Origin of the sequence: Neptunomonas concharum (assembly GCF_008630635.1) — a bacterium.
Lineage (GTDB): Bacteria > Pseudomonadota > Gammaproteobacteria > Pseudomonadales > Balneatricaceae > Neptunomonas > Neptunomonas concharum.
Window position 1 is genome coordinate 1,370,592 of record NZ_CP043869.1, and the last position, 21,367, is coordinate 1,391,958.

23 protein-coding genes are annotated in these 21,367 nt (G+C 44.6%); 17 read left to right on the forward strand and 6 right to left on the reverse strand.

The genetic code is table 11. From position 1 onward, the window contains the following. The first annotated feature begins 107 nt into the window (after positions 1-107). The 3 genes from ttcA to F0U83_RS06320 all read left to right on the forward strand — a co-directional run bounded on the left by ttcA (position 108) and on the right by F0U83_RS06320 (position 2,747). On the forward strand, positions 108-1,001 hold the full coding sequence (gene ttcA / locus F0U83_RS06310; RefSeq protein ID WP_138988531.1) for a tRNA 2-thiocytidine(32) synthetase TtcA: 894 nt from the start codon (positions 108-110) through the stop codon (positions 999-1,001). A 129-nt stretch (positions 1,002-1,130) separates the two neighbouring features. Next, positions 1,131-1,901, forward strand: a complete 771-nt coding sequence (locus F0U83_RS06315; RefSeq protein ID WP_138988530.1) for a hypothetical protein — start codon at positions 1,131-1,133, stop codon at positions 1,899-1,901. 69 nt (positions 1,902-1,970) lie between these two features. Continuing rightward, positions 1,971-2,747, forward strand: coding sequence for an enoyl-CoA hydratase (locus F0U83_RS06320; RefSeq protein WP_138988529.1), 777 nt, complete (start codon positions 1,971-1,973; stop codon positions 2,745-2,747). 48 nt (positions 2,748-2,795) lie between these two features. Here the strand turns inward: F0U83_RS06320 and cydX are convergent, their stop codons facing one another. The 3 genes from cydX to F0U83_RS06335 are packed head-to-tail and all read right to left on the reverse strand — an operon-like array spanning position 2,796 to position 5,641. Next, positions 2,796-2,894, reverse strand: a complete 99-nt coding sequence (gene cydX, locus F0U83_RS06325) for a cytochrome bd-I oxidase subunit CydX (protein WP_138988528.1) — start codon at positions 2,892-2,894, stop codon at positions 2,796-2,798. Positions 2,895-2,902: 8 nt separating this feature from the next. After that, a complete protein-coding gene (cydB, locus tag F0U83_RS06330; protein ID WP_138988527.1) occupies positions 2,903-4,045 on the reverse strand; it encodes a cytochrome d ubiquinol oxidase subunit II in 1,143 nt (380 codons plus the stop codon). Positions 4,046-4,057: 12 nt separating this feature from the next. Further along, positions 4,058-5,641, reverse strand: coding sequence for a cytochrome ubiquinol oxidase subunit I (locus tag F0U83_RS06335; protein WP_138988526.1), 1,584 nt, complete (start codon positions 5,639-5,641; stop codon positions 4,058-4,060). A 258-nt stretch (positions 5,642-5,899) separates the two neighbouring features. Here F0U83_RS06335 and F0U83_RS06340 point away from each other — a divergent pair, with 258 nt between their 5' ends. The 12 genes from F0U83_RS06340 to F0U83_RS06395 all read left to right on the forward strand — a co-directional run bounded on the left by F0U83_RS06340 (position 5,900) and on the right by F0U83_RS06395 (position 16,149). Further along, on the forward strand, positions 5,900-7,228 hold the full coding sequence (locus tag F0U83_RS06340) for a sigma-54 interaction domain-containing protein (RefSeq protein WP_138988525.1): 1,329 nt from the start codon (positions 5,900-5,902) through the stop codon (positions 7,226-7,228). 124 nt (positions 7,229-7,352) lie between these two features. Beyond that, complete coding sequence (gene soxC, locus F0U83_RS06345; protein WP_138988524.1) at positions 7,353-8,675, forward strand: sulfite dehydrogenase; 1,323 nt, start codon at positions 7,353-7,355, stop codon at positions 8,673-8,675. Next, the gene (locus tag F0U83_RS06350; protein ID WP_138988523.1) at positions 8,659-9,693 is read left to right on the forward strand and encodes a c-type cytochrome; all 1,035 of its coding nucleotides are present in this window, start codon (positions 8,659-8,661) and stop codon (positions 9,691-9,693) included. Before soxC ends, F0U83_RS06350 begins: the two co-directional genes overlap by 17 nt. A gap of 86 nt (positions 9,694-9,779) precedes the next feature. Continuing rightward, positions 9,780-10,142 (forward strand): sulfur oxidation c-type cytochrome SoxX, encoded by a 363-nt coding sequence (soxX, locus tag F0U83_RS06355; protein ID WP_138988522.1) that lies wholly within the window; start codon positions 9,780-9,782, stop codon positions 10,140-10,142. 36 nt (positions 10,143-10,178) lie between these two features. After that, on the forward strand, positions 10,179-10,640 hold the full coding sequence (gene soxY, locus F0U83_RS06360) for a thiosulfate oxidation carrier protein SoxY (RefSeq protein WP_138988521.1): 462 nt from the start codon (positions 10,179-10,181) through the stop codon (positions 10,638-10,640). A gap of 21 nt (positions 10,641-10,661) precedes the next feature. Beyond that, on the forward strand, positions 10,662-10,976 hold the full coding sequence (gene soxZ / locus F0U83_RS06365; protein ID WP_138988520.1) for a thiosulfate oxidation carrier complex protein SoxZ: 315 nt from the start codon (positions 10,662-10,664) through the stop codon (positions 10,974-10,976). 58 nt (positions 10,977-11,034) lie between these two features. After that, complete coding sequence (gene soxA / locus F0U83_RS06370; RefSeq protein WP_138988519.1) at positions 11,035-11,895, forward strand: sulfur oxidation c-type cytochrome SoxA; 861 nt, start codon at positions 11,035-11,037, stop codon at positions 11,893-11,895. An 11-nt stretch (positions 11,896-11,906) separates the two neighbouring features. Next, positions 11,907-12,326, forward strand: coding sequence for a SoxAX-binding protein (locus F0U83_RS06375; protein ID WP_138988518.1), 420 nt, complete (start codon positions 11,907-11,909; stop codon positions 12,324-12,326). 71 nt (positions 12,327-12,397) lie between these two features. Then, the gene (gene soxB, locus F0U83_RS06380) at positions 12,398-14,161 is read left to right on the forward strand and encodes a thiosulfohydrolase SoxB (protein ID WP_246077854.1); all 1,764 of its coding nucleotides are present in this window, start codon (positions 12,398-12,400) and stop codon (positions 14,159-14,161) included. Positions 14,162-14,244: 83 nt separating this feature from the next. Beyond that, positions 14,245-14,934 carry a hypothetical protein gene (locus F0U83_RS06385; protein ID WP_138988516.1) on the forward strand — a complete coding sequence of 230 codons (690 nt, stop codon included), beginning with the start codon at positions 14,245-14,247 and terminating at the stop codon, positions 14,932-14,934. Positions 14,935-14,974: 40 nt separating this feature from the next. Further along, entirely contained in the window at positions 14,975-15,487 is a 513-nt protein-coding gene (locus F0U83_RS06390; protein WP_138988515.1) for an elongation factor P hydroxylase, read from the forward strand. A gap of 134 nt (positions 15,488-15,621) precedes the next feature. After that, on the forward strand, positions 15,622-16,149 hold the full coding sequence (locus tag F0U83_RS06395; RefSeq protein WP_138988514.1) for a hypothetical protein: 528 nt from the start codon (positions 15,622-15,624) through the stop codon (positions 16,147-16,149). Positions 16,150-16,186: 37 nt separating this feature from the next. Here F0U83_RS06395 and F0U83_RS06400 read toward each other — a convergent pair whose 3' ends face one another. The 3 genes from F0U83_RS06400 to F0U83_RS06410 form a co-directional block, all read right to left on the reverse strand. Continuing rightward, complete coding sequence (locus F0U83_RS06400) at positions 16,187-16,657, reverse strand: copper chaperone PCu(A)C (RefSeq protein ID WP_138988513.1); 471 nt, start codon at positions 16,655-16,657, stop codon at positions 16,187-16,189. Positions 16,658-16,665: 8 nt separating this feature from the next. Continuing rightward, positions 16,666-17,160, reverse strand: a complete 495-nt coding sequence (locus tag F0U83_RS06405; protein WP_246077852.1) for an SCO family protein — start codon at positions 17,158-17,160, stop codon at positions 16,666-16,668. Between the two features lie 113 nt (positions 17,161-17,273). Continuing rightward, complete coding sequence (locus tag F0U83_RS06410; RefSeq protein ID WP_138988511.1) at positions 17,274-17,789, reverse strand: hypothetical protein; 516 nt, start codon at positions 17,787-17,789, stop codon at positions 17,274-17,276. A 136-nt stretch (positions 17,790-17,925) separates the two neighbouring features. On the opposite strand from F0U83_RS06410, the gene F0U83_RS06415 reads away from it, so the two are divergent. Continuing rightward, positions 17,926-18,540: an SH3 domain-containing protein gene (locus tag F0U83_RS06415; RefSeq protein ID WP_138988510.1), complete on the forward strand. Its 615-nt coding sequence runs from the start codon at positions 17,926-17,928 to the stop codon at positions 18,538-18,540. 205 nt (positions 18,541-18,745) lie between these two features. Beyond that, positions 18,746-21,367, forward strand: coding sequence for a bifunctional diguanylate cyclase/phosphodiesterase (locus tag F0U83_RS06420; RefSeq protein WP_138988509.1), 2,622 nt, complete (start codon positions 18,746-18,748; stop codon positions 21,365-21,367).

The window sequence follows — 21,367 nt, forward strand, 5'->3', positions numbered from 1 at the left end:
CTAATTAAAGCCCCGATTTTTCGGGGCTTTTCTTTTATGGAAAAACTGGGGCTTAGGAATAGATTTCGGTATAATCCCGCGCTTTAACACATTTGCTCGTGCATCCAATGACAACGAATCTTGAACAAGATAATGCTCTAGAAAAGAGAAATAAAACGCGCTTAAATAAATTGCAGAAACGTCTTCGTCGCGAGATGGGCCAGGCAATTGAAAACTTCAATATGATTGAAGATGGCGATAAAGTGATGGTTTGCCTTTCAGGGGGGAAAGACTCCTATGCGATGCTGGATATTCTAATGAATCTTCAGCGTAGTGCACCCATCTCTTTTGAGCTTGTCGCGGTTAATCTTGACCAAAAACAACCGGGCTTTCCTGAGCATGTACTACCCGAGTATCTTGCTTCTATAGATGTGCCTTTTCACATCGTGGAGCGTGATACATACTCAGTCGTGAAGTCGGTAGTACCAGAGGGTAAGACGACGTGTGCGCTTTGTTCTCGCCTTCGTCGAGGTACATTGTACGGGTTTGCAGAAGAGATCGGGGCAAATAAAATAGCGTTAGGTCACCATCGTGATGATATTTTAGAAACGTTCTTCCTAAACATGTTTTATGGCGGAAAGCTAAAATCGATGCCGCCAAAGTTAGTGTCAGATGACGGTAAAAATATGGTTATTCGCCCGCTCGCTTACGCTAGAGAAAAAGATATAGCAGAGTATGCCGAGCTTAAAGAATTTCCTATTATTCCGTGTAATCTTTGTGGTTCTCAGGATAATTTGCAGCGACAAGTTATTAAAGAGATGCTTCAGCAATGGGATAAACACCATCCCGGGCGTATTGAAACTATGTTTCGTTCTTTGCAACATGTTGTGCCTTCTCATCTTGCCGATACACAGCTATTTGACTTTAAGTCCCTTGAGTTAGGTTTTGCACATGGAGTAGGTCCCAAAACCGAGGCAAATATTAATGAAGGGCCTGAAATGATTGATATTTTATCGGTCTGATAGTATTGCTTTGCTGATAAAAACAGCTTTCTGTTATAGACTGTTGAGTGTACGTGTTTCATTGCTAGGATTGCTTGATATCTACATATAAATAGTGCGTAAGCGACGAACAATAACTCATGAGGGAATATGAGCGACAATAGCAGTAAGCTACATCAGCGGGCGGTTTATTTGCGTAATTTACTTATTGCTCATGTGACGGGCAGGAGTGTAAATGAGGCAGATTACCATAAGCTGCGCCATTACTTTATGGGACATAAGGATACGTCCCGTATTATACCTAGCGTTCTTGAGAAGCACCCTGATTTGTCAGATCTATGGCAAATGATGAAGTACAACTACGCCTCCCATGAGGATAGGAAAGCGTTTATTGACTCTGAATTCTCCCCTTTTTTGGCAAAACTTTCTCCTGACTCCTCTCAGCCGTCTCAAGCTTTACTGTCTCAGAATCAATTTATCGACGAACCTACTCTACTTAAACATTGGCTTAAGGCAAATGAAATGTTGGAGATGAATCCACCTGTGGCTTCAGAGCAGATGAAAGTTTTACTTGAAAAACTTTGCCATCAAATCCTCAGAGAGCTAAAGGTTGTGCCTGACCCACGGCAGCATGACTTAACGCCTTTGGTCTCGTTGACTGAGCGTTCTCTGTTGCTATCCCCAGGTAAGCAGCATTATTTGGTCGTAAAAGCTTTGGTTGCGGGTTGCAGTGAAGCAATGAGTGCGATCGATAATCTAACGGCTGAGGGTATCAGTGTCATTACAGATCAAGCAGCTATCCCCAAGATTGATAAACCGACATCTCTCGTTCTAATTAATTTATATGGCAGTTTGGCTTCTATGTTGTTGTCTGGATGGCGTGTACGGCAGATGTTAGTAGAGGGAAACTCGCAAAGATAGGGTTTTCCTTTATCTTTTTCTTTGTTAGTGTGCGAAGAGCCTCGCTAACAAAAATAAGAGAAAGATCCTATGAAAGAGTTTATTCAGCGCCGAGATAAAAACGGGGTAGCTTACCTAACACTGTGTCGACCATCAGCATATAACAGCCTATCTATGGCATTAATGCAGCAGCTATTCGAAACTTTAGATGAGATTGAAACCGACCTCTCTATCCGTACTGTTGTTATTAAGGGAGACGGTAAAGGTTTTTGTGCAGGCCATGACCTAAAAGAGATGCTTGATGCTGGAGAGGAATCTTTTTATCAACTAACCTTTGAAACCTGCTATAAGGTAATGCAAAAAATTACCAGCCTTCCCATTCCTGTAATAGCGCAAGTGCACGGTGTAGCGACCGCGGCAGGGTGTCAACTAGTGGCTAGTTGTGACTTAGCTTATGCAGCTGATAATGCACGTTTTGGTACACCGGGCGTTAATATCGGATTATTCTGTTCAACTCCCATGGTGGCTTTATCTAGGGCCGTTATGCCCAAACACTCGATGGAAATGTTACTGACCGGTAAATTGATTAGTGCTGCTCGTGCGGAATCGATGGGGTTAATTAATGCCGTAGTACCTGAAAACTCTCTGGAGCAAGAAGTAGAAGCGGTTGCGTCGTTAGTGGCTAGCAAATCGCGACATACATTGGCAGTTGGCAAACGTGCTTTTTATCAACAAAAAGACCAATCACTTGCTGATGCTTATATCCACTGCAGTCAAATCATGGTCAGTAATATGCTTTCAGAGGATGCACAAGAAGGTATTGATGCGTTTATTGCAAAACGACAACCTGTGTGGAAACATTGCTAGAACCTTTTAAAGGAAGAGGGAGAGCAACTGAGTGCTCTCCCTTAATATTTAGTATCTGCTCTCCTCTTCAGCATCAAGCCACATTGCGTTGATGATGCCAAAGCTACACGCCAGCAAAACTCCCAGTATCCATGCAAAGTACCACATAAAAACTCCTAGTAAGACGAATGATCATTAAGACGGATATATTCGGCAGTTACACGCCCCCAGAGCGCTCTATAGCACCAAGTGGTATAGCCAAGTATGATGGGCACAAAAATCAAAGCGGCATACGTCATAACATTTAAGGTCAAATGACTAGAGGCTGCATCCCATAGCGTTAAACTGCTGTTAGGTGACAGGCTAGAAGGCATAATAAAAGGAAACATGGAAACACCTGCTGTCAGTATAATGCCTGCCATAGAAAGTGAGCTTGTCACAAATGCTAATCCCGGCTTCTGTGCAGAGGAGAGTAAAAAGGTGCAGACTAAACCGACAATCCCCAATAGCGGTGCTAAAAGCGTTACAGGATAGTTTTGATAATTATTCATCCAAGCTCCTGATTCTACAATAACGCTCTTATTTAGGGGATTAGGTAACGCATCGAGAGCCGGTTGGGTAATGATGGTGTACCCGTCTATATCGACGCTAAGCCAGATGCCTGCTAAGACGAATGCAGTTAACGTGAACAAAGAGAAAAATTTGACCCAACCTTGTGCCCGGCTCTCAATTAAGTCGCTGGCTCGTAGCTGCAACCAAACCGCACCGTGCATAGCGAGCATACCCAAGCTGACAATACCCGCTAATAAACCAAATGGGTTAAGCAAACCAAAGAAGGAGCCTTGGTAAGAGGGTCTTAAAAACTCATCGTGTTGGAAGGGAACACCAAGAAGTAAGTTTCCAAAAGCAACGCCAAAGACGAGAGCAGGAACGAAACCACCAATAAATAAACCCCAGTCCCATGTAGAGCGCCAGCGAGGGTCTTGTATTTTTGAGCGATAATCAAAGCCAACAGGGCGGAAGAACAACGCAAAGAGTACCAGCAGCATTGCCCAGTAAAAGCCGGAAAAGGCTGCGGCATACACGGCTGGCCAAGCGGCAAAGATAGCCCCGCCTGCGGTAATGAACCATACTTGGTTACCTTCCCAGTGTGGGCCAACGGTATTAATGGCAATGCGCCTTTCTTCATCTGTTTTGGCAATGAAGGGTAATAATATACAGACACCCAGATCAAAGCCGTCAGTTACAACAAAGCCGATCAACAGTACGCCTACCAAAGCCCACCAAATAAACTTTAGGGTTTCATAGTCAAATAACATAACGTCTATCTCCTAAACTGATAATGTTGCTTGAGTGGACGAGGAGGTGTTTTCTTCATGATGATAACGACCCGTATGTAGGCTACTTGGGCCTATGCGTGCAAATTTAATCATTAAGTACATTTCAACAATAGCGAGTAAGGTGTAGAAGAAGATAAAGGCGGCTAAGCTACCCAGCAGATCATTAACTGTCAGTACCGATGTTGCCGTATAGGTTGGTAAGATTTCACCGATGGCCCAAGGTTGGCGGCCAAATTCAGCAACAAACCAACCCATCTCGCTTGCAATCCATGGTACGGGGAGAGAGATAAATGCTAGTCTCAGCAGCCAGCGCTGGGTGTGGGAAGTGCGTTTTGCGGTGTAATAAAAGGAGAGTGCGAAAATCATCAGCATCCAAAAACCGCATGCAACCATGATTCTAAAGCTCCAAAATAAAGGGGCGACGGGTGGAATTGTGTCCATGGCAGCGGCCTTAATTTGCGCCTCGGTTGCACGGGTAATATCATCGGTGTACTTGGTTAGTAATAACCCATACCCTAAGTCTTTTTTCACCGCATCAAATTGTGTTCTTAAGTCAGCTGATTGATCCCCAGCTCTAAGTTTTTGCAACAGCCCATAGGCGACCATTCCTTGGCGGATACGTGCCTCATGCTCAAGGATTAAATCCTTGATACCCGTTACTTCTTCTGTAGTTGATCGCGTAGCAATTAGTCCTAACGCATAAGGGATCTTAACGGCATAGTGGGTCTCCATAGTCTCAGAATCAGGGAAACCGAATAGTGTAAAAGCAGCAGGGGCGCTTTCTGTTTCCCATTCGGCTTCAATGGCTGCGAGTTTGGTTTTTTGTACATCACCTAGTTCGTAGCCTGATTCGTCACCCAAGAGAATCACGGATAGGCTAGCTGCCAGTCCGAAGGCTGATGCTATGGCAAAGGAGCGTCTAGCAAAGGCGATATCTCGCCCTTTTAGCAAGTACCAAGCGCTGATGCTCAAAACAAACATTGCTGCCGTGGTATAACCCGCAGACACGGTATGTACAAATTTCACCTGTGCGACAGGGTTCATGAAGATATCAGCAAAGCTTGTCATTTCCATGCGCATCGTTTCATAGCTGAACTCTGAGCCTACGGGGTTTTGCATCCAACCATTCGCCACTAAAATCCACATGGCTGACAGGTTAGAACCCAGAGCAACAAGCCATGTAACAACGAGATGTTGAACTTTACTCAGACGATCCCAGCCGAAGAAGAATAAACCAACAAAAGTGGACTCTAAAAAGAAAGCCATTAATCCCTCTATCGCTAAGGGTGCACCGAAGACATCCCCAACATAATGTGAGTAATAGGCCCAGTTTGTGCCAAACTCGAACTCCATCGTTAGGCCGGTCGTCACGCCGAGGGCGAAGTTGATGCCAAAAAGCTTGCCCCAGAATTTCACCATATCCTTGTAGATCTGCTTACCTGTCATGACATAGACAGACTCCATAATCGCAAGAATAAAGGTCAGACCTAAAGTGAGGGGGACGAAAAGAAAGTGGTACATTGCCGTGATGGCAAACTGTAATCGTGAAAGATCAACAATCTCTTCTGTGATCATTGCTAACTCCCGAGGTTATCAAATCAGAGAGGGTGAATAAGCACTCTTTCTGTCGTGCAATAGAGACGAACTGTCGCGCACTGAACTATCGATTGCTTACAAATGGATGACTCGGTTTGTAGATAGCACAGAGTGTGCCATAACTCGCTACACGCTATTTTAGAGGGATTATGGTCGGCTTTTGGGGTGAGTTTGCTGGAAATTTTCTATATATATGTCATGTTTGACATAATTCATGACATTTTTGGCGGATATTTTATGGTTATCGAGTCTTTTTCAGAGATTGCGGGTATTCTAAATGCACACCCAGAACCAGCTGCTTTGCTATCTCTTGACTATGAGATTTTGGCAGCAAATGAGTCCTATACGCAACTGTATGGGGGGGATCAGAGGATTCTATCGCGAAAATGCTTTGAGGTGTCTCACGGTTATGCCGTACCGTGTGATCAAGCTGGTGAATCATGTCCACTAAAGCGTTGTAGCGAAACAGGAAAAAAACAACGTGTACTGCATCTTCATAATACTTGCCATGGTGAGGAGCACGTGGATGTAGAAATGACGCCCATCAAAAATGAAGCGGGTGAAGTTATCTACTTTCTTGAAAAGATGCATTTGGTGAAGGAGGCTGCGGCCTCCCCATCAGGGCTTGGTATGGTGGGACGGTCGAAAGCTTTCAATACTATGTTGGAGATGATCCAGCGGGCAGCTCCTAGCGAAATTAGTGTTTTGCTTTTGGGGGAGTCTGGTACAGGTAAGGAGCTGGTTGCTCAAGCTATTCATCAAGCCAGCCGGCGATCAAAGGGAGCGTTTGTTACGGTCGAATGCTCAGGGTTAACAGAAAGCCTGTTTGAGAGTGAGTTGTTTGGACATGAAAAGGGCTCTTTTACAGGAGCGATCTCACGTAAACAAGGTTTGGTTGCCGCTGCTAGAGGCGGCACGCTATTTCTAGATGAGGTAGGAGATATACCGCTCTCTTTACAAGTAAAACTGTTGCGTTTAATCGAGTCGGGAACCTACCGTACGGTGGGTGGAATAGAGCCACAGCATGCAGATTTTAGACTCGTCTGTGCTACCCATAAATCCTTAAAAACGATGGTGGCAGAAGGTCGTTTTAGACAGGATCTTTACTATCGTATATCGGCTTTTCCTATAGATTTACCAAGGTTAGCGGAGCGTAAGGAAGATCTTAAGTTGTTAGCCAATACGCTTTTGAAAAGAATCCCCGGTGGAGAGGCTGTGGCTATCAGTAGTAAAGCGTTAAGGGCTTTGGGACTTTATGCTTTTCCGGGCAATGTTCGTGAACTGCGGAATATTTTAGAGCGTGCCGTGTTGTTTGCTGATGGCGGTGTAATTGAGCCTGAACACCTACCAAGTGAGGTATTTGAGTCACCTTCAGAGGTGGATTCTGTACCGTGCCAGACGATTCTTCCTCTCACTCAGGTAGAGGATGATTATCTGAGGTGGGTGTTATCTCACTACCAAGGTGAAAATAGGGACTTGGCTATTCAGTTGGGAGTTAGTGAGCGTACCCTCTACCGAAAAATTAAAGCTTTAAATACAAAAAATAAAGATTTTCTACTTAAGTAGGTGCTAATTAAGTGTCTTCTGTGATGAAAATGTTTCAGGATGTGCTAATATCCTAATGGTGTTATAAACATATACCTAAAAAGAATAAAAAGCAGCACAGCTGTCCAAGATTGCGGAGGCGTGGATGTCAAAGAACACAAAGGTGCCCAGCACCAGAGAGCTGATGGCTCAGCTTGCAAAAGAGTCTGAGGGGTTGTCGATCACTGACCGCCGCGACTTTTTACGAAAAGGGATTCTAGCGGCAGGGGGAGTAGCAGGTACCGTATTTGCCAGCAAAGCGGCAGCGAGTTCCAACCTGCCACCAATGGAACCTACATGGGGCAAAATGCTCGGTCATGGTGTTGTAGAGTACCCGTACGGCCAACCTTCAAAATATGAAAGTCACGTTGTTCGACGCACAGTTCCTTGGTTGACTGCCGAATCTATCTCTTCTATTTCTATGTCTCCCTTACACGACCTAAAGGGAATCATCACACCTAATGGTCTCGTGTTCGAGCGCTATCATGCGGGTGTTCCTCAAATAGACCCTGAGGAGCATCGCTTAATGATTCATGGGCTGGTTGAAAGGCCCATTATTTTTACGATGGAAGATTTAATGCGCTTTCCATCGGTCTCTGAAATAAAGTTTATTGAATGCCCTGCTAATGGGGGAATGGAGTGGAAAGGTGCACAAATGGAAGCCTTGCAGTTCACTCATGGCATGTTAAGTTGCTGTGAATGGACGGGTGTTCCACTACGTGTGCTATTGGACGAGGTGGGTATTAAGCCAGAGGGTAAATGGATTTTGGCTGAAGGAGCAGACGGCGCTCATATGAGTCGTTCGATCCCGTTAGAGAAAGCCTTAGATGATACATTAGTAGTCTACGCTCAAAATGGTGAAATGCTACGCCCAGAACAGGGCTACCCACTACGTTTATTGAACCCAGGTTGGGAAGGTAACACTTCGATTAAATGGCTACGCCGTTTGGAAGTGGGGGATAAGCCTTGGTATCACCGCGAAGAGACCTCCAAGTACACAGATTTGATGCCAGACGGACGAGCTCGTAAGTTTTCGTTTGTGCAGGAAACTAACTCAGTCATTACAAATCCTTGCCCAGAGAATCCGATTAAAAATAGCGGGTTAATCGAGATCGAAGGATTAGCTTGGTCTGGCAGGGGACGAATTAAGCAAGTGGATATCTCCTTTGATGGCGGCGTGAGTTGGGTGCCTGCTAACTTAAAGGGGCTTGTATTATCCAAATCACTGACACGCTTTAGTTTAGTAACTAAATGGAATGGTCAGCCTTGGCTGCTGCAATCTAGGGCTATTGACGAGACGGGATACGTCCAGCCTACCTTGAAGCAATTGCGTGAAGCTCGCGGCGGTAATTCCATCTATCACAAAAACTCCATTCATACTTGGAAAGTTGCGAATAATGGGGAGGTCACCAATGTTCAGATCTCTTAAGAAAGTCGTATTAGCCTCTATCATAGGAGCTGCCATCACTACGCCTTTAACGGCTGTGGCTGCAGAAAAATTTGGCTTTGGTAAAACTGCCACAGCAGAAGAGATAGCAGGGTGGGATATTGATATTCGACCTGATGGACTAGGTCTTCCACCAGGAGAAGGGTCAGTATCCGAAGGTGAAGCGCTATATGAACAACTCTGCGCAACGTGTCACGGCTTGTTTGGAGAAGGGGAAGGGCGCTGGCCTGTATTAGCGGGTGGCAAAGGTACATTAACGGAAGAGCGTCCAACTAAAACTGTGGGCTCCTATTGGCCTTATGCATCGACGCTATTTGACTATATTCGCCGCGCGATGCCCTTTACAGCACCACGCTCATTAACGGATGAGCAGGTCTATCACATCACCGCCTATGTTTTGTACTTGAATGAAATAGTGGATGATGAGTTTGTACTGACTCATGAAAACCTAGCGCAAATTGAGATGCCTAACAAGGATGGTTTCTTTGTAGACCCGCGCCCAGATGCCCAGAATACTCGTTGTATGAAAGACTGTGCTGATCCAAAAACAATGAAGATAGAAGGCACGCTTAAAGGGATTACCCCAGTAGGCCACTTCATTGAAGGTGCCGATGCGCCAGCGGCCTCTCATGAGGGGCAAGAGGAGCTAGAGCGTGAGAAAGAAAAAGCACGAAAAGCTTCCTTAGGTATGGAAGGGGATGATACACATTCTTCGGATACTAAACCTGCTGTGTTGTCTGCAAAAGCTCAGGCGGGAAAAGAAACATTTGATAACGCTTGTAAAGCTTGTCATGGTACCGGTATCGCTGGGTCCCCTAAACTAGGTGATCATGAAGCATGGGCGCCTCGAATCAAACAAGATTTGAGTGTCTTGATCGATCATGCTGTTAAAGGTTTTTCGGGATCTTCGGGTATTATGCCTCCCAAGGGTGGCCGGGTTGACCTGAGCGATGAGCAAGTTGCAGAGGCAGTCGTTTACATGGTTGAATTGGTGAAATAGTACTAAGCTTATAAGGCTCTTGAATAAGAGCCTTTTACAATAACAATAAGAAAGTCTGTTTTCAGACAGATTCGGAGGAGAGAGGAATGCGCAAAGTAATGACCTCAGTGTGCGCAGCCGGTTTTCTGGCAATCTGCACAGCAGTGCCAGCCAATGCGGCTACGCAGGAGGAGATGATTACCGAAGGCAAGGCTGTCTATATGGGTAAGTCGAGAGGTAATTGTATCTCTTGCCATCAAATCAATGATCCTGATGCTAACCTTCCTGGTAATCAAGGCCCCCCAATGATAGCGATGAAGCAACGCTTCCCAGATAAACGCCTATTACGGGCTCAGGTCTGGGATCCTACCGTTAATAACCCTATTACCATCATGCCACCTGTTGGCAAACATTGGATTCTCTCCGAAGAAGAGATTGATGCGGTTGTTGAGTATATCTACCAGTTTTGATTTGCCCGCAGGGTGAGAAAGTAAGAGGACAATAAAATGAGTATGAATCGTCGTACTGTAGTAAAAGCGATTGCCACCGGGGGTGTATTGATCGGCGCGAGCGTTTTAATGCCGCGATTAGCACTAGCTGCATGGAATAAAAATGCATTCGAAGCCAAAGACCAGATGTCTGCTATGAAAGCGCTGCTAGGCGAGGGCGCTGTTGAAGATAGTGCTGAGGTAACGCTTAAAGCACCTGATATTGCTGAAAATGGTGCGGTAGTGCCTGTGACGGTTGCGTCTTCAATGGCGGGTGTTGAATCCATGAGCATCTTCATTGAAGGAAACCCATCACCATTGGCTGCTGAATTTATCATTCCAGCCGGAACTATGGCGGATGTATCAACACGTGTGCGTATGGGTAAAACCTCCAAGGTTACTGCGGTTGTTAAGGCAAATGGAAAATTATACAGCGCCTCTAAAGAGGTAAAAGTAACCATCGGCGGTTGTGGCGGCTAAGACAGTTTCTGGAGAAAAATCATGGCGAATATTTTAAAAGTTAAAGCAAAAGCATCAGGTGGTAAAACCCAAGTTAAAATGATGGCTAAGCATGTAATGGAGTCTGGACAGCGAAAAGACTCTAAAACGGGCGAGCTCATACCAGCGCTTTTCTTAAACAATCTAGTGGTAAAGCATGCTGATAAAGTCGTGTTTGAGGCTAACTTAGGTCCTGCAGTGTCTAAAAACCCTTATATCGCATTTGATTTCGAAGGTGGTGCAAAAGGGGATGAACTGGTGATGATGTGGTCTGAAAACACAGGTAAGTCTGCAACAGAAACCGCTGCTATAAAATAAAAAAAGCATCCTCTAGAGGATGCTTAACCCATCGAATGACAGGATGGAGTGCTACCGGATGAAAATAATAAAAAATCTGGCGGTCAGTGTAGGGCTTATTATGAGCGCACAACTGGTAACCGCTGCAGGTAATACATTAGAGACGGTCGACCCCGAGGCTGACCGTATCTCGTTGCAAAACTTCTACAAAAAGCGCTTTCCAGAAGCAGAAATTGCGGATTACGTAAATGGTATTTATGCCGTTGATGCGGGATCGCGTGAGCAATGGAATGAGCTGGAAGAGTTCCCTCCCTATGAGTTTGACGTAGAGACGGGAGAAACACTTTTTAATACCCCTTTTGCAAACGGACAAAGCTATGCCGATTGCTTTGACAATGGGGGGATAGGTATCCGTCAAAACTACCCGTACTGGAACAAAGAGCAAGGTACGGTAAAAACGTTGGAGATGGAGATTAATGAGTGTCGTGAAAAAAATGGCGAGAAGCCATTAAAGTGGGGCAAAGGTCCGATAGCTCAGATTTCAGCCTATATGGCTTGGACCTCACGAGATAATACTATTGATATCAAAATTCCAGAAGATGACAAAAGAGCGTTGGCCGCTTATTTAGAAGGTAAAAAGTTCTTCTATACCAAGCGGGGACAGCTCAATCTATCGTGTGCAAATTGCCATATGCAAGGCTCAAATATTCGTATTAGGGCTGATTTGCCGAGCCCTGCGTTGGGTCATGTTAGCCACTTCCCTGTGTTTCGTTCTAAGTGGGGTGAGCTAGGTACATTGCACCGTCGTTATAAAGGCTGCCATAAAGATAGCCGCTCTGAGCCTCTTGAAATGCAAAGTGAAGCTTACCGAAACCTTGAATACTTCCAAACTTATATGAGCAACGGTTTGGTAGTTAATGGCCCTGGCGCTCGTAAATAGGAGATAGGCAAATGAGAAAATTATTAGCATTAACTGCTGTTGTCTTACTTCCTACGACCGCTTTGGCTGAAAGTTTTGATCAGGCGTTCAATATGAACCGAGGGATGTATGGTAAAGACCATACATTCACATGGAGTGGGAAGCAATATTCTACGAATCATCAGGAAGAGGTTGAGGCATCTGTTGAGGCGACACAAGCTAATGCAGCCGCTTTAGTAGAGAAAGCTAAGGCAAAGAATGCGGAAGCAGGAGCTGTTGGTTTTGAATGGAAGCTAACTAAGGGGCTTATCAAAGAAGCCGAGGCTGCACTTGCTGAAGGAGAGTATCAGAAAGCTATGAACCTAGCCGCGCAGGCTAAGTATCACGCCCGTATTGGTATTCAGCAGCACGAGTATGCAGAATCCAATTGGCATCTTTCTATACCACAATAATAATTAACCGCTAAGTACCTATAGCAGACGCTGCTATAGGTATTTTTTTGCCCGAAGGTGATTTTATGTCCATGTCTCGTCGCGAATTTGCTCAGTTATTAGGTCTTGCTGGTGCCGCAGGCTTGCTCCCAGCTCAAGGGTTTGCAGCTGCGAAGCAAATAACTGATCCTTACGAAGTAGAAAACTTTGGGAATGTGCGTTTACTCCATATGACCGATTGCCATGCCCAACTGTTACCTATTTATTTTCGAGAACCTAACGTTAATTTAGGGATTGGAAGTGCCTTAGGAAAGCCCCCACATTTGGTCGGCGATAAATTGCTCCAGCATTTCGGTATTAATCCGAATACGCTAGAGGCTCACGCGTTTTCCTGTCTTAATTATGAAGAAGCCGCTGCTAAATATGGAAAAGTAGGTGGTTTTGCTCATATAAAAACGCTGGTTGAACGTTTGCGGGAATCCTATGGTCGAGAGAAAACACTGTTGCTAGATGGTGGGGATACGTGGCAGGGCTCGGGTACGGCGTATAAAACTCGGGGCATGGATATGGTACAAGCAACCAATGCATTGGGCGTAGATATAATGACAGGACATTGGGAGTTTACGTACGAACAAGCAGAGATTCTTGAAAATATTAAAGCCTTTAATGGCGAGTTTTTAGCGCAGAATGTCTTTGTGACAGAAGATGCCCTCTTTGAAGGAGCTGATGAATACATTTTCAGTGAAGACAGTGGTCATGTTTTTAAACCATATACGATTAAAGAGATAGGCGGAGCGCGCATAGCGATTATTGGGCAAGCCTTCCCTCGTACTAAAATTGCCAATCCTGCTCGGTTTATCCCTGATTGGACATTCGATATCTATGACGACCGCCTTCAGGAGCAGGTCGATCACATTCGAGCAAATGAGAAGGTTGATGCCGTTGTTGTGATCTCCCACAATGGGATGGATGTAGATATCGCGATGGCTAATCGCGTCTCAGGCGTTGACGTTATTCTTGGAGGCCATACCCATGATGGTATGCCAGCACCTACATTAGTCAAAAATAATGGCGGAACTACATTAGTGTGTAATGTGGGTTCGAACGGAAAGTTCGTCGGTGTTATGGATCTGGATGTTAGAGAGGGTAAGGTACAAGGTTACCGTTACCGTTTGCTCCCTGTCTTCTCAGAATTGATTCCTGCTGATCCTGCCATGGCTGCGTTAATCAACGATATACGAGCCCCTTATTTGCCGTGGTTAACTGAGCAATTAGCACCTGCTGATGAGCTAATGTTTCGCCGAGGTAATTTTAATGGCACGTTTGATCAACTTATTTGCGATGCACTACGCAAGGTTAATGATGCACAAGTTTCACTATCCCCAGGTTTTAGATGGGGAACGACGGTGCTAAAAGGCCAAATGGTGACCATGGAACATGTGCTCGACCAAACATGCCTGACTTATCCAGAGACATATGTCCGTGAAATGAAAGGCTCAGAACTCAAGTTGATTTTGGAAGATGTGGCCGATAATTTGTTTAATCCAGAGCCCTACCTGCAGTCAGGCGGTGATATGGTGCGAGTGGGAGGGTTTGATTATGTCTGTGATCCTACCCAAGATATCGGTAACCGAATTAGTGAGATGACACTGGATAACGGAGAAAAGATTGACGCGAATAAATCCTATAAAGTCAGCGGGTGGGCAACGGTAGGGGCTCGTTCAGAAGGAGCTGATATATGGGATGTCGTTGCTGAATACCTAAGAGACCGTAAAGTTGCGAGCATAGACAAACTGAATACCCCTAAATTGAAAAACGTTGACGGTAACCCTGGGATCATGGATTATCCAGCGTGATACTAACCGAGTATCATAAGAAGGGGGCTTAGGCCCTCTTTTTTAATTTTAGTGATTCATGCTTTTAACGGTGGGAGGTGTACATGTCATTAAGGATAATAGGCATTTTATTGATTAGTAGTGCGCTGCTAACTGGGTGCCAATCTACGCCGGAAATTTCTGGAGAATTACCTGCCCCAGAGCCAATAAAGAATGCCACTCAGTCTGATCAAGTGACCCCTACGAACACAAACCGCACCTCCTCGCCATCGGGAACCCCTGCTCAAAGTAATGCGGTTGATTATCTATCAGGGCAGGTGACGACAATGCAGGAGCAGATCATCCAAATCAAAGCGGATACTGCAGACCTAAAACAGCTAAACCAACTTATCCTTTCCCGGTTACAGCTGATGGGTGCTAATTTCACATCAAATGCCGCCAATAATACGGAAGGGCAGTCTGCTGAGGCGTTAAGTTCAGTCGACATCGCGCAGTTATCCCAACAGCTCCAGCAGCTGCAAGAGACGTCAGACAGTGCATTTAAGTTAGTTTCGGGTTATACCGCAAAAGGCCAGTGGGTCTTGATTCGTTATAATCGGTTTACTGGGGAGTCTTGGCTGGCTGACCAAGGAAACTGGAACCCCATCAACGAAAATGAGGTTATTTCCCCTTCAGTTTTTGAGATCCAGCTCCTAAGAGCCGATAAAGATATAAAAGGTTTTGCTACCGCTCGCATAGACCAGCGCAGTGGCCAAGTCTGGTGGTTAAGTGAAAATAGTTGGTTAAAGTATTAGACGAGTGTCGAGCGTTTAGGTCGTATCAGGAAGCGAATAAATGAGTGTATGCAGTACTGATGATGAATACTGTCAAAATTTGATCAATGCCTTTGCGAACATCTTACCCAACTTAATCATAAAAGGAGACGCAGAAGAGCCGTTCTACGAAGCGCCGACAGCGAATACCCATGCCATCCTATATTTTAGAAGTAACTATCCACGCAGCCTTTTGCATGAAATGTCGCATTATTGCTTAGCGGGTGATCGGCGAAGAGCTTTGGACGATTTCGGATACTGGTACGCTCCGTGCGGAAGAACAGCCGAAGAGCAACAGCGCTTTGAAGAAGTTGAGGCGAGGCCACAAGGGCTGGAAAAAGCCATGTGTGAAATTGTTGGGCTTAAGTTTTCCCCCAGCCTTGACGATTTTTCAGGACGGCCAGCGTCGGAAAGTTTTCTGCAAGAGTTAGAACTCGCCTATCAAGAGATGCGGGTAAATCCACCTCCCACTGCCAATAAAGTGTTGTCTGGGTTGAGAAGTTACTGGGAAACCAATGGATTAGCTAATCTGTGAATGTTTAGGTTAGTCTGATAAGTAACAGCTTATCCCTCAGCGCATCCTAAATGGCTTAATATTAGTATTATCTGATATAATGCGCTTCAGAATTATTCTTTAGCTAATGCAGTAAGGCTGCCGTGGAGAAGTACATGGACCCTCGATTTACCCCCATTTCTAGTCAAGAGCCTGTTTCTTCAAGTGTTATAAATGACGCTATTTATAAAACGGAGCACTTTACTTATCGACTATTGGCTGTTCAGTTGGATGGGCAGGGTGTGTCATGGTATCTGTATGCATCTGATAGCGATTCTGATCAGAATAACAGGGTCGATTGGGTATTAGGCGTATTTGATACGTGCGGTCAGCTCGGCTTCTTTTTGGACCTTCACCTTGATAATGAGCTAAAAGTACCAGCGCTTAAACTTGCTCCTGATAATCGTTATTTAGGTGTGAATGGTGAAGGGCAGTTTTGCTTCCCTGTGTACGCGGGTGTCTATCGTGTAGGGTTTAAATCATATACAGTCGATATCTGCCCAGACTCACTTGAAAAAAGAATAGTTCACTATATTCAGTCGTATAAAACTGAATATTTAGGACTTTTTGAGAACGAAAAAGAGGCATGTTTGGGGATATATAGCCATTTTGATAATCGCTTAAGAGGGTGCAAAATGTGCTGATGCGCATAAAACGCCATCAGCACAGGCCATTCGATAACTATTGATTGGTATTATGATGCTGAGCATGAGGTGTTTTGTTTGGCATCATCCCTACAACACTTTTAACCGGCACATTGAGCACTTCTTCGGAGTTGTCAGAAAACTTCAACGTAAGGTCAACATTTTGATCAGGATTTAGTGGCTGTGTTAACCCAATCAGCATGACATGTAGTCCGCCAGGCTGAAGTGTGACAGCCTCGCCTGCAGGTAGCTGTATTTCATCAATGCGACGCATACGCATTACGCCGTTGTCGTGCTGATGTGTATGCAGTTCCACGGTTTTAGCTGCACTGCTGGTGGCAGAAATCAGTGCTAGGTCAGACTCCCCTTTATTCGTTAGCGTCATAAAAGCAGCGCTGTTGATTTGATTTGCAGGTACGGCTCTGACATACGCCTCGCTCACAGAAACCTCTGCCCAAGCAGGAAGTGCACATACGCTCAAAGTGGCCGCTATGATTAGTTTTTTCATCAGTATACCTATTTGTCTGAGTCTAATAGTTTATTGATCTCTTCCAGTAATTCGTTGGGAGAGCTATTGTGAAGCAGGGTTTTGTACAGTTCTCCTGTCTGATCGATCAGGTAAATACGTGAGGAGTGATCCACCGCATACCCCATTGCTGAATCGGGCATATCCACTTTGCGATAAAAAGCACCATACTGTGCAACTACTTGATCGATCTCTTTTTTAGTACCAGTCAAGCCTGTAATCATCGGGCTAAAAAAACGTGTGTATTCTTCAAGCTTCTCAGGTGTATCTCGCTCAGGGTCTACACTGATAAAAATACCTGCAACTTGATCTACATTCTCGTTACTTAAGTTTCGAAATGCTTGAGTCATAACCGCTAAAGCTGTGGGGCAAACATCAGGGCATGAGGCATAACCAATATAGAGTGCGACGGCTTTACCCCGGTAATCGCTAAGTGATACTGGCCCATTATTAGATTGGAGTGTGAAGTCGCCACCTAGCTTCATGAGGCTTCCGCTTTGAAAATTGGATGGCCGGAGCATAAAGGCAATTGCTAAACCTACTAACAATAATAGCGTTAGAAGTAACAGGGTTCTCAAAGTAGACAGGGTGTTATTTTTCATTGTGCAACAAACTCAAAAGTGGCTTTAATCGGTGTTGTTTGGTCATTCTCTCGTGCGATCACTGAAGCTTGCCAGAGCATTGAACCGGTAGTGCACACAGCCAATTCAGTTACACCCGTCCAAACTCGAGTGTTGGGGTTCAGCGTCAGAGGGGTTTGATTAATGCCCATGTACATCTCTTTTCCCTGAAGGTCTAGTATGGCTTCGGTTGCATCAAGCCCGCTAATTTCAGCGGTGAAAAGAAGCGGTTTCAGTGAGCTGAACTGCTTTGGCTCTATACTCAGCGCTATTTCCACTTCATCCAGTTTTGCATAACAGGCTCCTTCGGTAAGGTCGCACTGTGCTACGGTGCTTAGTTCGCGTACAGCGGGCGTATTAGACAATGATAGAAAATGAGGTAACTTCCAGATAATGATGATTGCCCCAAATGTTAAAAATAAACCGATGATGGTTTTCAAATTGGTTGCTTGCAACATACTCTTTGCCCACTGGGTTTTGTCTATCATAGTCATATGTCATTCGTTTTTACATGTGACGCATTGTCGCATCCACGACTTTACCCCGACTCTAAGCTTCGATATTGTAGGAAGCTAGGACGTAGTATGCATAGGTTTGCAGTTTGGATGAACTTGTTGGAGTAAGAAGGATATGATGAGCCGAAAAGGGTTTGTTCTTTTGCTGATCATGATGGTGGCTAGTTTTCAGGCAAGAGCGCTTGAGTTTTATAAAGTGATCGACGAACCTATCAATATACGTTCGGGGCCTGGAGTATCCTTTGAGCGCTTAGCCCAAGCGAAAAAAAATGAGCAGGTCTTACTGATTAAAAGACAAGAAGACTGGGCTAATATTTTCTTTATTCACCCTGATGGCCGTAAAGTAGAGGGGTGGATTCACAGCGACTTTATCAGCCCAGACGGTGAGGTCAGACAGGCAGATTCCAAGCTTAAAGCCAGCGCAATCGGAGCCCAGCTGAATTGTCTACCGAATGCAGAGAACACGGGTATTGGGAGCTGTTTGTTAAATATCGATTTAACGGTCGTAGGGCCTTTGACGACGGATACCGTTGCCGTTGCTTGTGAGTCGGAGCTACTCATGCACGTTAATAATGAAACACATCCTTTACAAGAGTCAGGCCGTATTCGTACACCACTTAAACAAGGCTCTGGCGCGGCCAGAATGCAAATTATTGTTTTACCACCGAACCAGAAATCGATAGAGAAGATGACGCTGGTTGATTACCGTTGTATGGCTAAAGCACTGTAAATACCCCTAACTTTAGTATGATTACTAAGGCGAAAAATTGCTTTTGTTACTAAGCTTTCAGGTAGTACGAAGTTAATACATAAGGGGTGCTTACTTGTTCAGATTGGCGTCATTCTATAAGCGGTATAGTGTATGTCTCTATTTAACGCTCAAGCTATATGTGTTTTTAGGTGTTCCATGCACCTTTTTTGTTTAAAGAGTCATTATGACACTAGATCGAAGCAAAACTAAAAGCTGGTTCCAATTTCTATACGGCCTTTTATCTATTCTAATGCTGCTGGCATTGCTGGCGTTTGGATTTGCTACGTGGAAGGATGTAGAAGTCCAAGCCAATAATACTTTGTTGCCTCATAACGCCACTTTAAGTAGCGTTGTCGGTCGTTTTTTTCAGCATCAGGACAAGTTGCTTGGCGGGTTGGCCAGTTCAATATTATCTGAACAAAATGAAGACGGTGTGATTCAAACGCGCTTAAACGATGTGTTGTTAGCAACACCTCAAATGCGTGTTTTAGCGGTGATAGATATTAAGGGGAGAGTATTAGCAACAACAGGAAATCTGCAAACGTTAGAGTGGAGAGATCTTTTTGATGCTGAACAACAAACCATTGGTAGGCCATTTCGGCCCACATTTGTCAGCGAAACGCTTTTGCCTATGCGTAAAGCTATTCTCAATGAGAAAGGGGCGAAGCTAGGCTATGTTGTAGCTGCGTACCGTCTTCTGGGAAATAATGCTATCTGGCAAGAAGCGGAAGAGAGCGAAAGAAATCGACGATCCCTTGTTGTTGGAGATGATGGCCGAGTTTATTTGTCCTACCCTGAGTCTGACACGTTCTGGCAAAGCTTTGTATCTTCTAAAGTAGAAGATGATTTCTTAAATAGGTTGAAAGAACTTGCTCAGGATAAAGGCCGTTCAGCCTCATCAAATGTTTCCTACCAAGATGAAGAACTTCTTATTACGGCAAGTCGTCTTGATGAGTATGGTCTGTTTATCGTAAGCGGTATTCAAAATACGGACCTTCTTTCTCTTTGGCTTGAAAGGATGAAGTTTGTAACCTTATCCGTATTAATCTTCCTTGCTGCGGGATTATTAGTATTCAGAGTGATTCTGCACCGTGCAACTAAGTTTGAATCGGCTCGGAATGAAGCTGAAAGTAACGTTTTTAAGCTCTCGAAAGCGATTGATCAAAGTCCCAGCAGTGTGATTGTGACGGATGAACATTGGGTCGTGGAATATGCCAATAAACGACTGAGTGGAGGCTCAGAAGAGCCTATACAAATAGAATCAGGGAATGCCTTGCTGGATTCATTCCCTCACAATCTATTGCAGGCAGAAGTTAAAGCCATCTCTGAGCATTTAGCCCACGGTGGGAGCTGGTATGGAGAGCGTCGAGCGAAAGAGCAGAAGCTATGGTTCTCATTTTCTATCAGTTCAATGCACAATGATAAAGGTAACGTCAATAACTATGTCATTGTTACGCAAGATATTACTGAGCGAAAACAAGCAGAAGTTCGTCTTTATAAACAAGCTAACTTCGATGCGTTGACAGGATTGCCCAACAGAAGAAGAACACATGATTTACTAGGTGAAGCGCTAAAAAGTGCATGGAAGAATAGCTTAAATGTTGCTGTGTTATATATGGATGTAGACAACTTCAAGCAAATTAACGATACATTTGGTCACCTTTTAGGTGACCAAATGCTACAGCTTATTGCTGTAAGGCTTCAGCAAATCGTAGGTCAGGATGCTATTGCCTGTCACATGAGTGGTGACGAATTCTTGGTATTTATGAACTTTGAGTCGGATGACGATGTTATCGCCATGGCTGAAAAAATCATGGACGTGATGAAACAGCCGGTATTACTCGAAAGTAAGCGGCTCTTTATATCGGTGAGTGTCGGTGTTTCTCGTTATCCTGAAGATAGTGATGACGTGCTAGGGTTGCTCAAACATGCGGATATAGCACTTTATGAATCAAAAAATAAAGGTCGTCGCTGTTATAGTTTCTTCAGTAAAGAGTTGGATGCAAGGAATAAACGCAAAGTTGAGTTAGAAACCGAAATCCGCCATGCGCTTACGAATAAAGAGCTCTTCATGGTTTACCAAACCAAAAACCTGATTGGAAATAAAGAGGTATATGGTTTTGAAGCCCTGATGCGCTGGCAAAGCCCGCGATTGGGATTTGTAAGCCCCGAAGAGTTTATTACGGCTGCAGAAGAGATAGGTGTTATTGATAAACTGGGTGAGTTTGCGCTTATGCAAGCGTGTATGGACTTAAAAAAATACCAAATGCTTGTTAGTCAAACATTAACGATGGCAGTTAATGTCTCTATGCATCAGTTAACTAACTCAGATATTGTCGAAACGGTGAAGCACGTCATAGAGGAAACAGGCATTAATCCCTCAGTTCTAGAGCTTGAGATAACAGAATCTCTTTTGGCACAAAGCTTGGAAGAGGTTCAGCCAGTTTTAAATCGCTTACTGGAGCTTGGTGTCTCGCTTAGTATTGATGACTTTGGCACCGGTTATAGTTCGCTTAGTTACTTAACCAGGTTCCCTGTCTCCGCGCTTAAAATTGATCGCTGCTTTGTGAAAGATATGGTGGAGAATCGTAGTGATGCAACGTTAACACACACCGTTATCACTATGGCGCATAAGCTGGGTTTACGAGTCGTTGCTGAAGGGATTGAAGATGAAGACCAATTAGCACTGCTTAGGGTGTATGGGTGCGATATCGGACAAGGATACTTCTTTACCAAACCCCTTAACTTTAATGATATGAGCACTCATCTGAAAGGGCGGCAAGAGAAGCCAGATTGGGCAATTTAA

Coding starts and splice junctions, on each gene's coding strand:
- F0U83_RS06340 (WP_138988525.1), top strand. CDS start 5,900: ATGGTTATCGAGTCTTTTTCAGAGATTGCGGGTATTCTAAATGCACAC.
- F0U83_RS06410 (WP_138988511.1), bottom strand. CDS start 17,789: ATGACTATGATAGACAAAACCCAGTGGGCAAAGAGTATGTTGCAAGCA.
- soxB (WP_246077854.1), top strand. CDS start 12,398: ATGTCTCGTCGCGAATTTGCTCAGTTATTAGGTCTTGCTGGTGCCGCA.
- soxZ (WP_138988520.1), top strand. CDS start 10,662: ATGGCGAATATTTTAAAAGTTAAAGCAAAAGCATCAGGTGGTAAAACC.
- F0U83_RS06320 (WP_138988529.1), top strand. CDS start 1,971: ATGAAAGAGTTTATTCAGCGCCGAGATAAAAACGGGGTAGCTTACCTA.
- cydB (WP_138988527.1), bottom strand. CDS start 4,045: ATGTTATTTGACTATGAAACCCTAAAGTTTATTTGGTGGGCTTTGGTA.
- soxC (WP_138988524.1), top strand. CDS start 7,353: ATGTCAAAGAACACAAAGGTGCCCAGCACCAGAGAGCTGATGGCTCAG.
- F0U83_RS06405 (WP_246077852.1), bottom strand. CDS start 17,160: ATGAAGCTAGGTGGCGACTTCACACTCCAATCTAATAATGGGCCAGTA.
- F0U83_RS06395 (WP_138988514.1), top strand. CDS start 15,622: ATGGACCCTCGATTTACCCCCATTTCTAGTCAAGAGCCTGTTTCTTCA.
- F0U83_RS06415 (WP_138988510.1), top strand. CDS start 17,926: ATGATGAGCCGAAAAGGGTTTGTTCTTTTGCTGATCATGATGGTGGCT.
- cydX (WP_138988528.1), bottom strand. CDS start 2,894: ATGTGGTACTTTGCATGGATACTGGGAGTTTTGCTGGCGTGTAGCTTT.
- ttcA (WP_138988531.1), top strand. CDS start 108: ATGACAACGAATCTTGAACAAGATAATGCTCTAGAAAAGAGAAATAAA.
- F0U83_RS06315 (WP_138988530.1), top strand. CDS start 1,131: ATGAGCGACAATAGCAGTAAGCTACATCAGCGGGCGGTTTATTTGCGT.
- F0U83_RS06400 (WP_138988513.1), bottom strand. CDS start 16,657: ATGAAAAAACTAATCATAGCGGCCACTTTGAGCGTATGTGCACTTCCT.
- F0U83_RS06385 (WP_138988516.1), top strand. CDS start 14,245: ATGTCATTAAGGATAATAGGCATTTTATTGATTAGTAGTGCGCTGCTA.
- soxX (WP_138988522.1), top strand. CDS start 9,780: ATGCGCAAAGTAATGACCTCAGTGTGCGCAGCCGGTTTTCTGGCAATC.
- soxY (WP_138988521.1), top strand. CDS start 10,179: ATGAGTATGAATCGTCGTACTGTAGTAAAAGCGATTGCCACCGGGGGT.
- F0U83_RS06335 (WP_138988526.1), bottom strand. CDS start 5,641: ATGATCACAGAAGAGATTGTTGATCTTTCACGATTACAGTTTGCCATC.
- F0U83_RS06375 (WP_138988518.1), top strand. CDS start 11,907: ATGAGAAAATTATTAGCATTAACTGCTGTTGTCTTACTTCCTACGACC.
- F0U83_RS06350 (WP_138988523.1), top strand. CDS start 8,659: ATGTTCAGATCTCTTAAGAAAGTCGTATTAGCCTCTATCATAGGAGCT.
- F0U83_RS06390 (WP_138988515.1), top strand. CDS start 14,975: ATGAGTGTATGCAGTACTGATGATGAATACTGTCAAAATTTGATCAAT.
- soxA (WP_138988519.1), top strand. CDS start 11,035: ATGAAAATAATAAAAAATCTGGCGGTCAGTGTAGGGCTTATTATGAGC.
- F0U83_RS06420 (WP_138988509.1), top strand. CDS start 18,746: ATGACACTAGATCGAAGCAAAACTAAAAGCTGGTTCCAATTTCTATAC.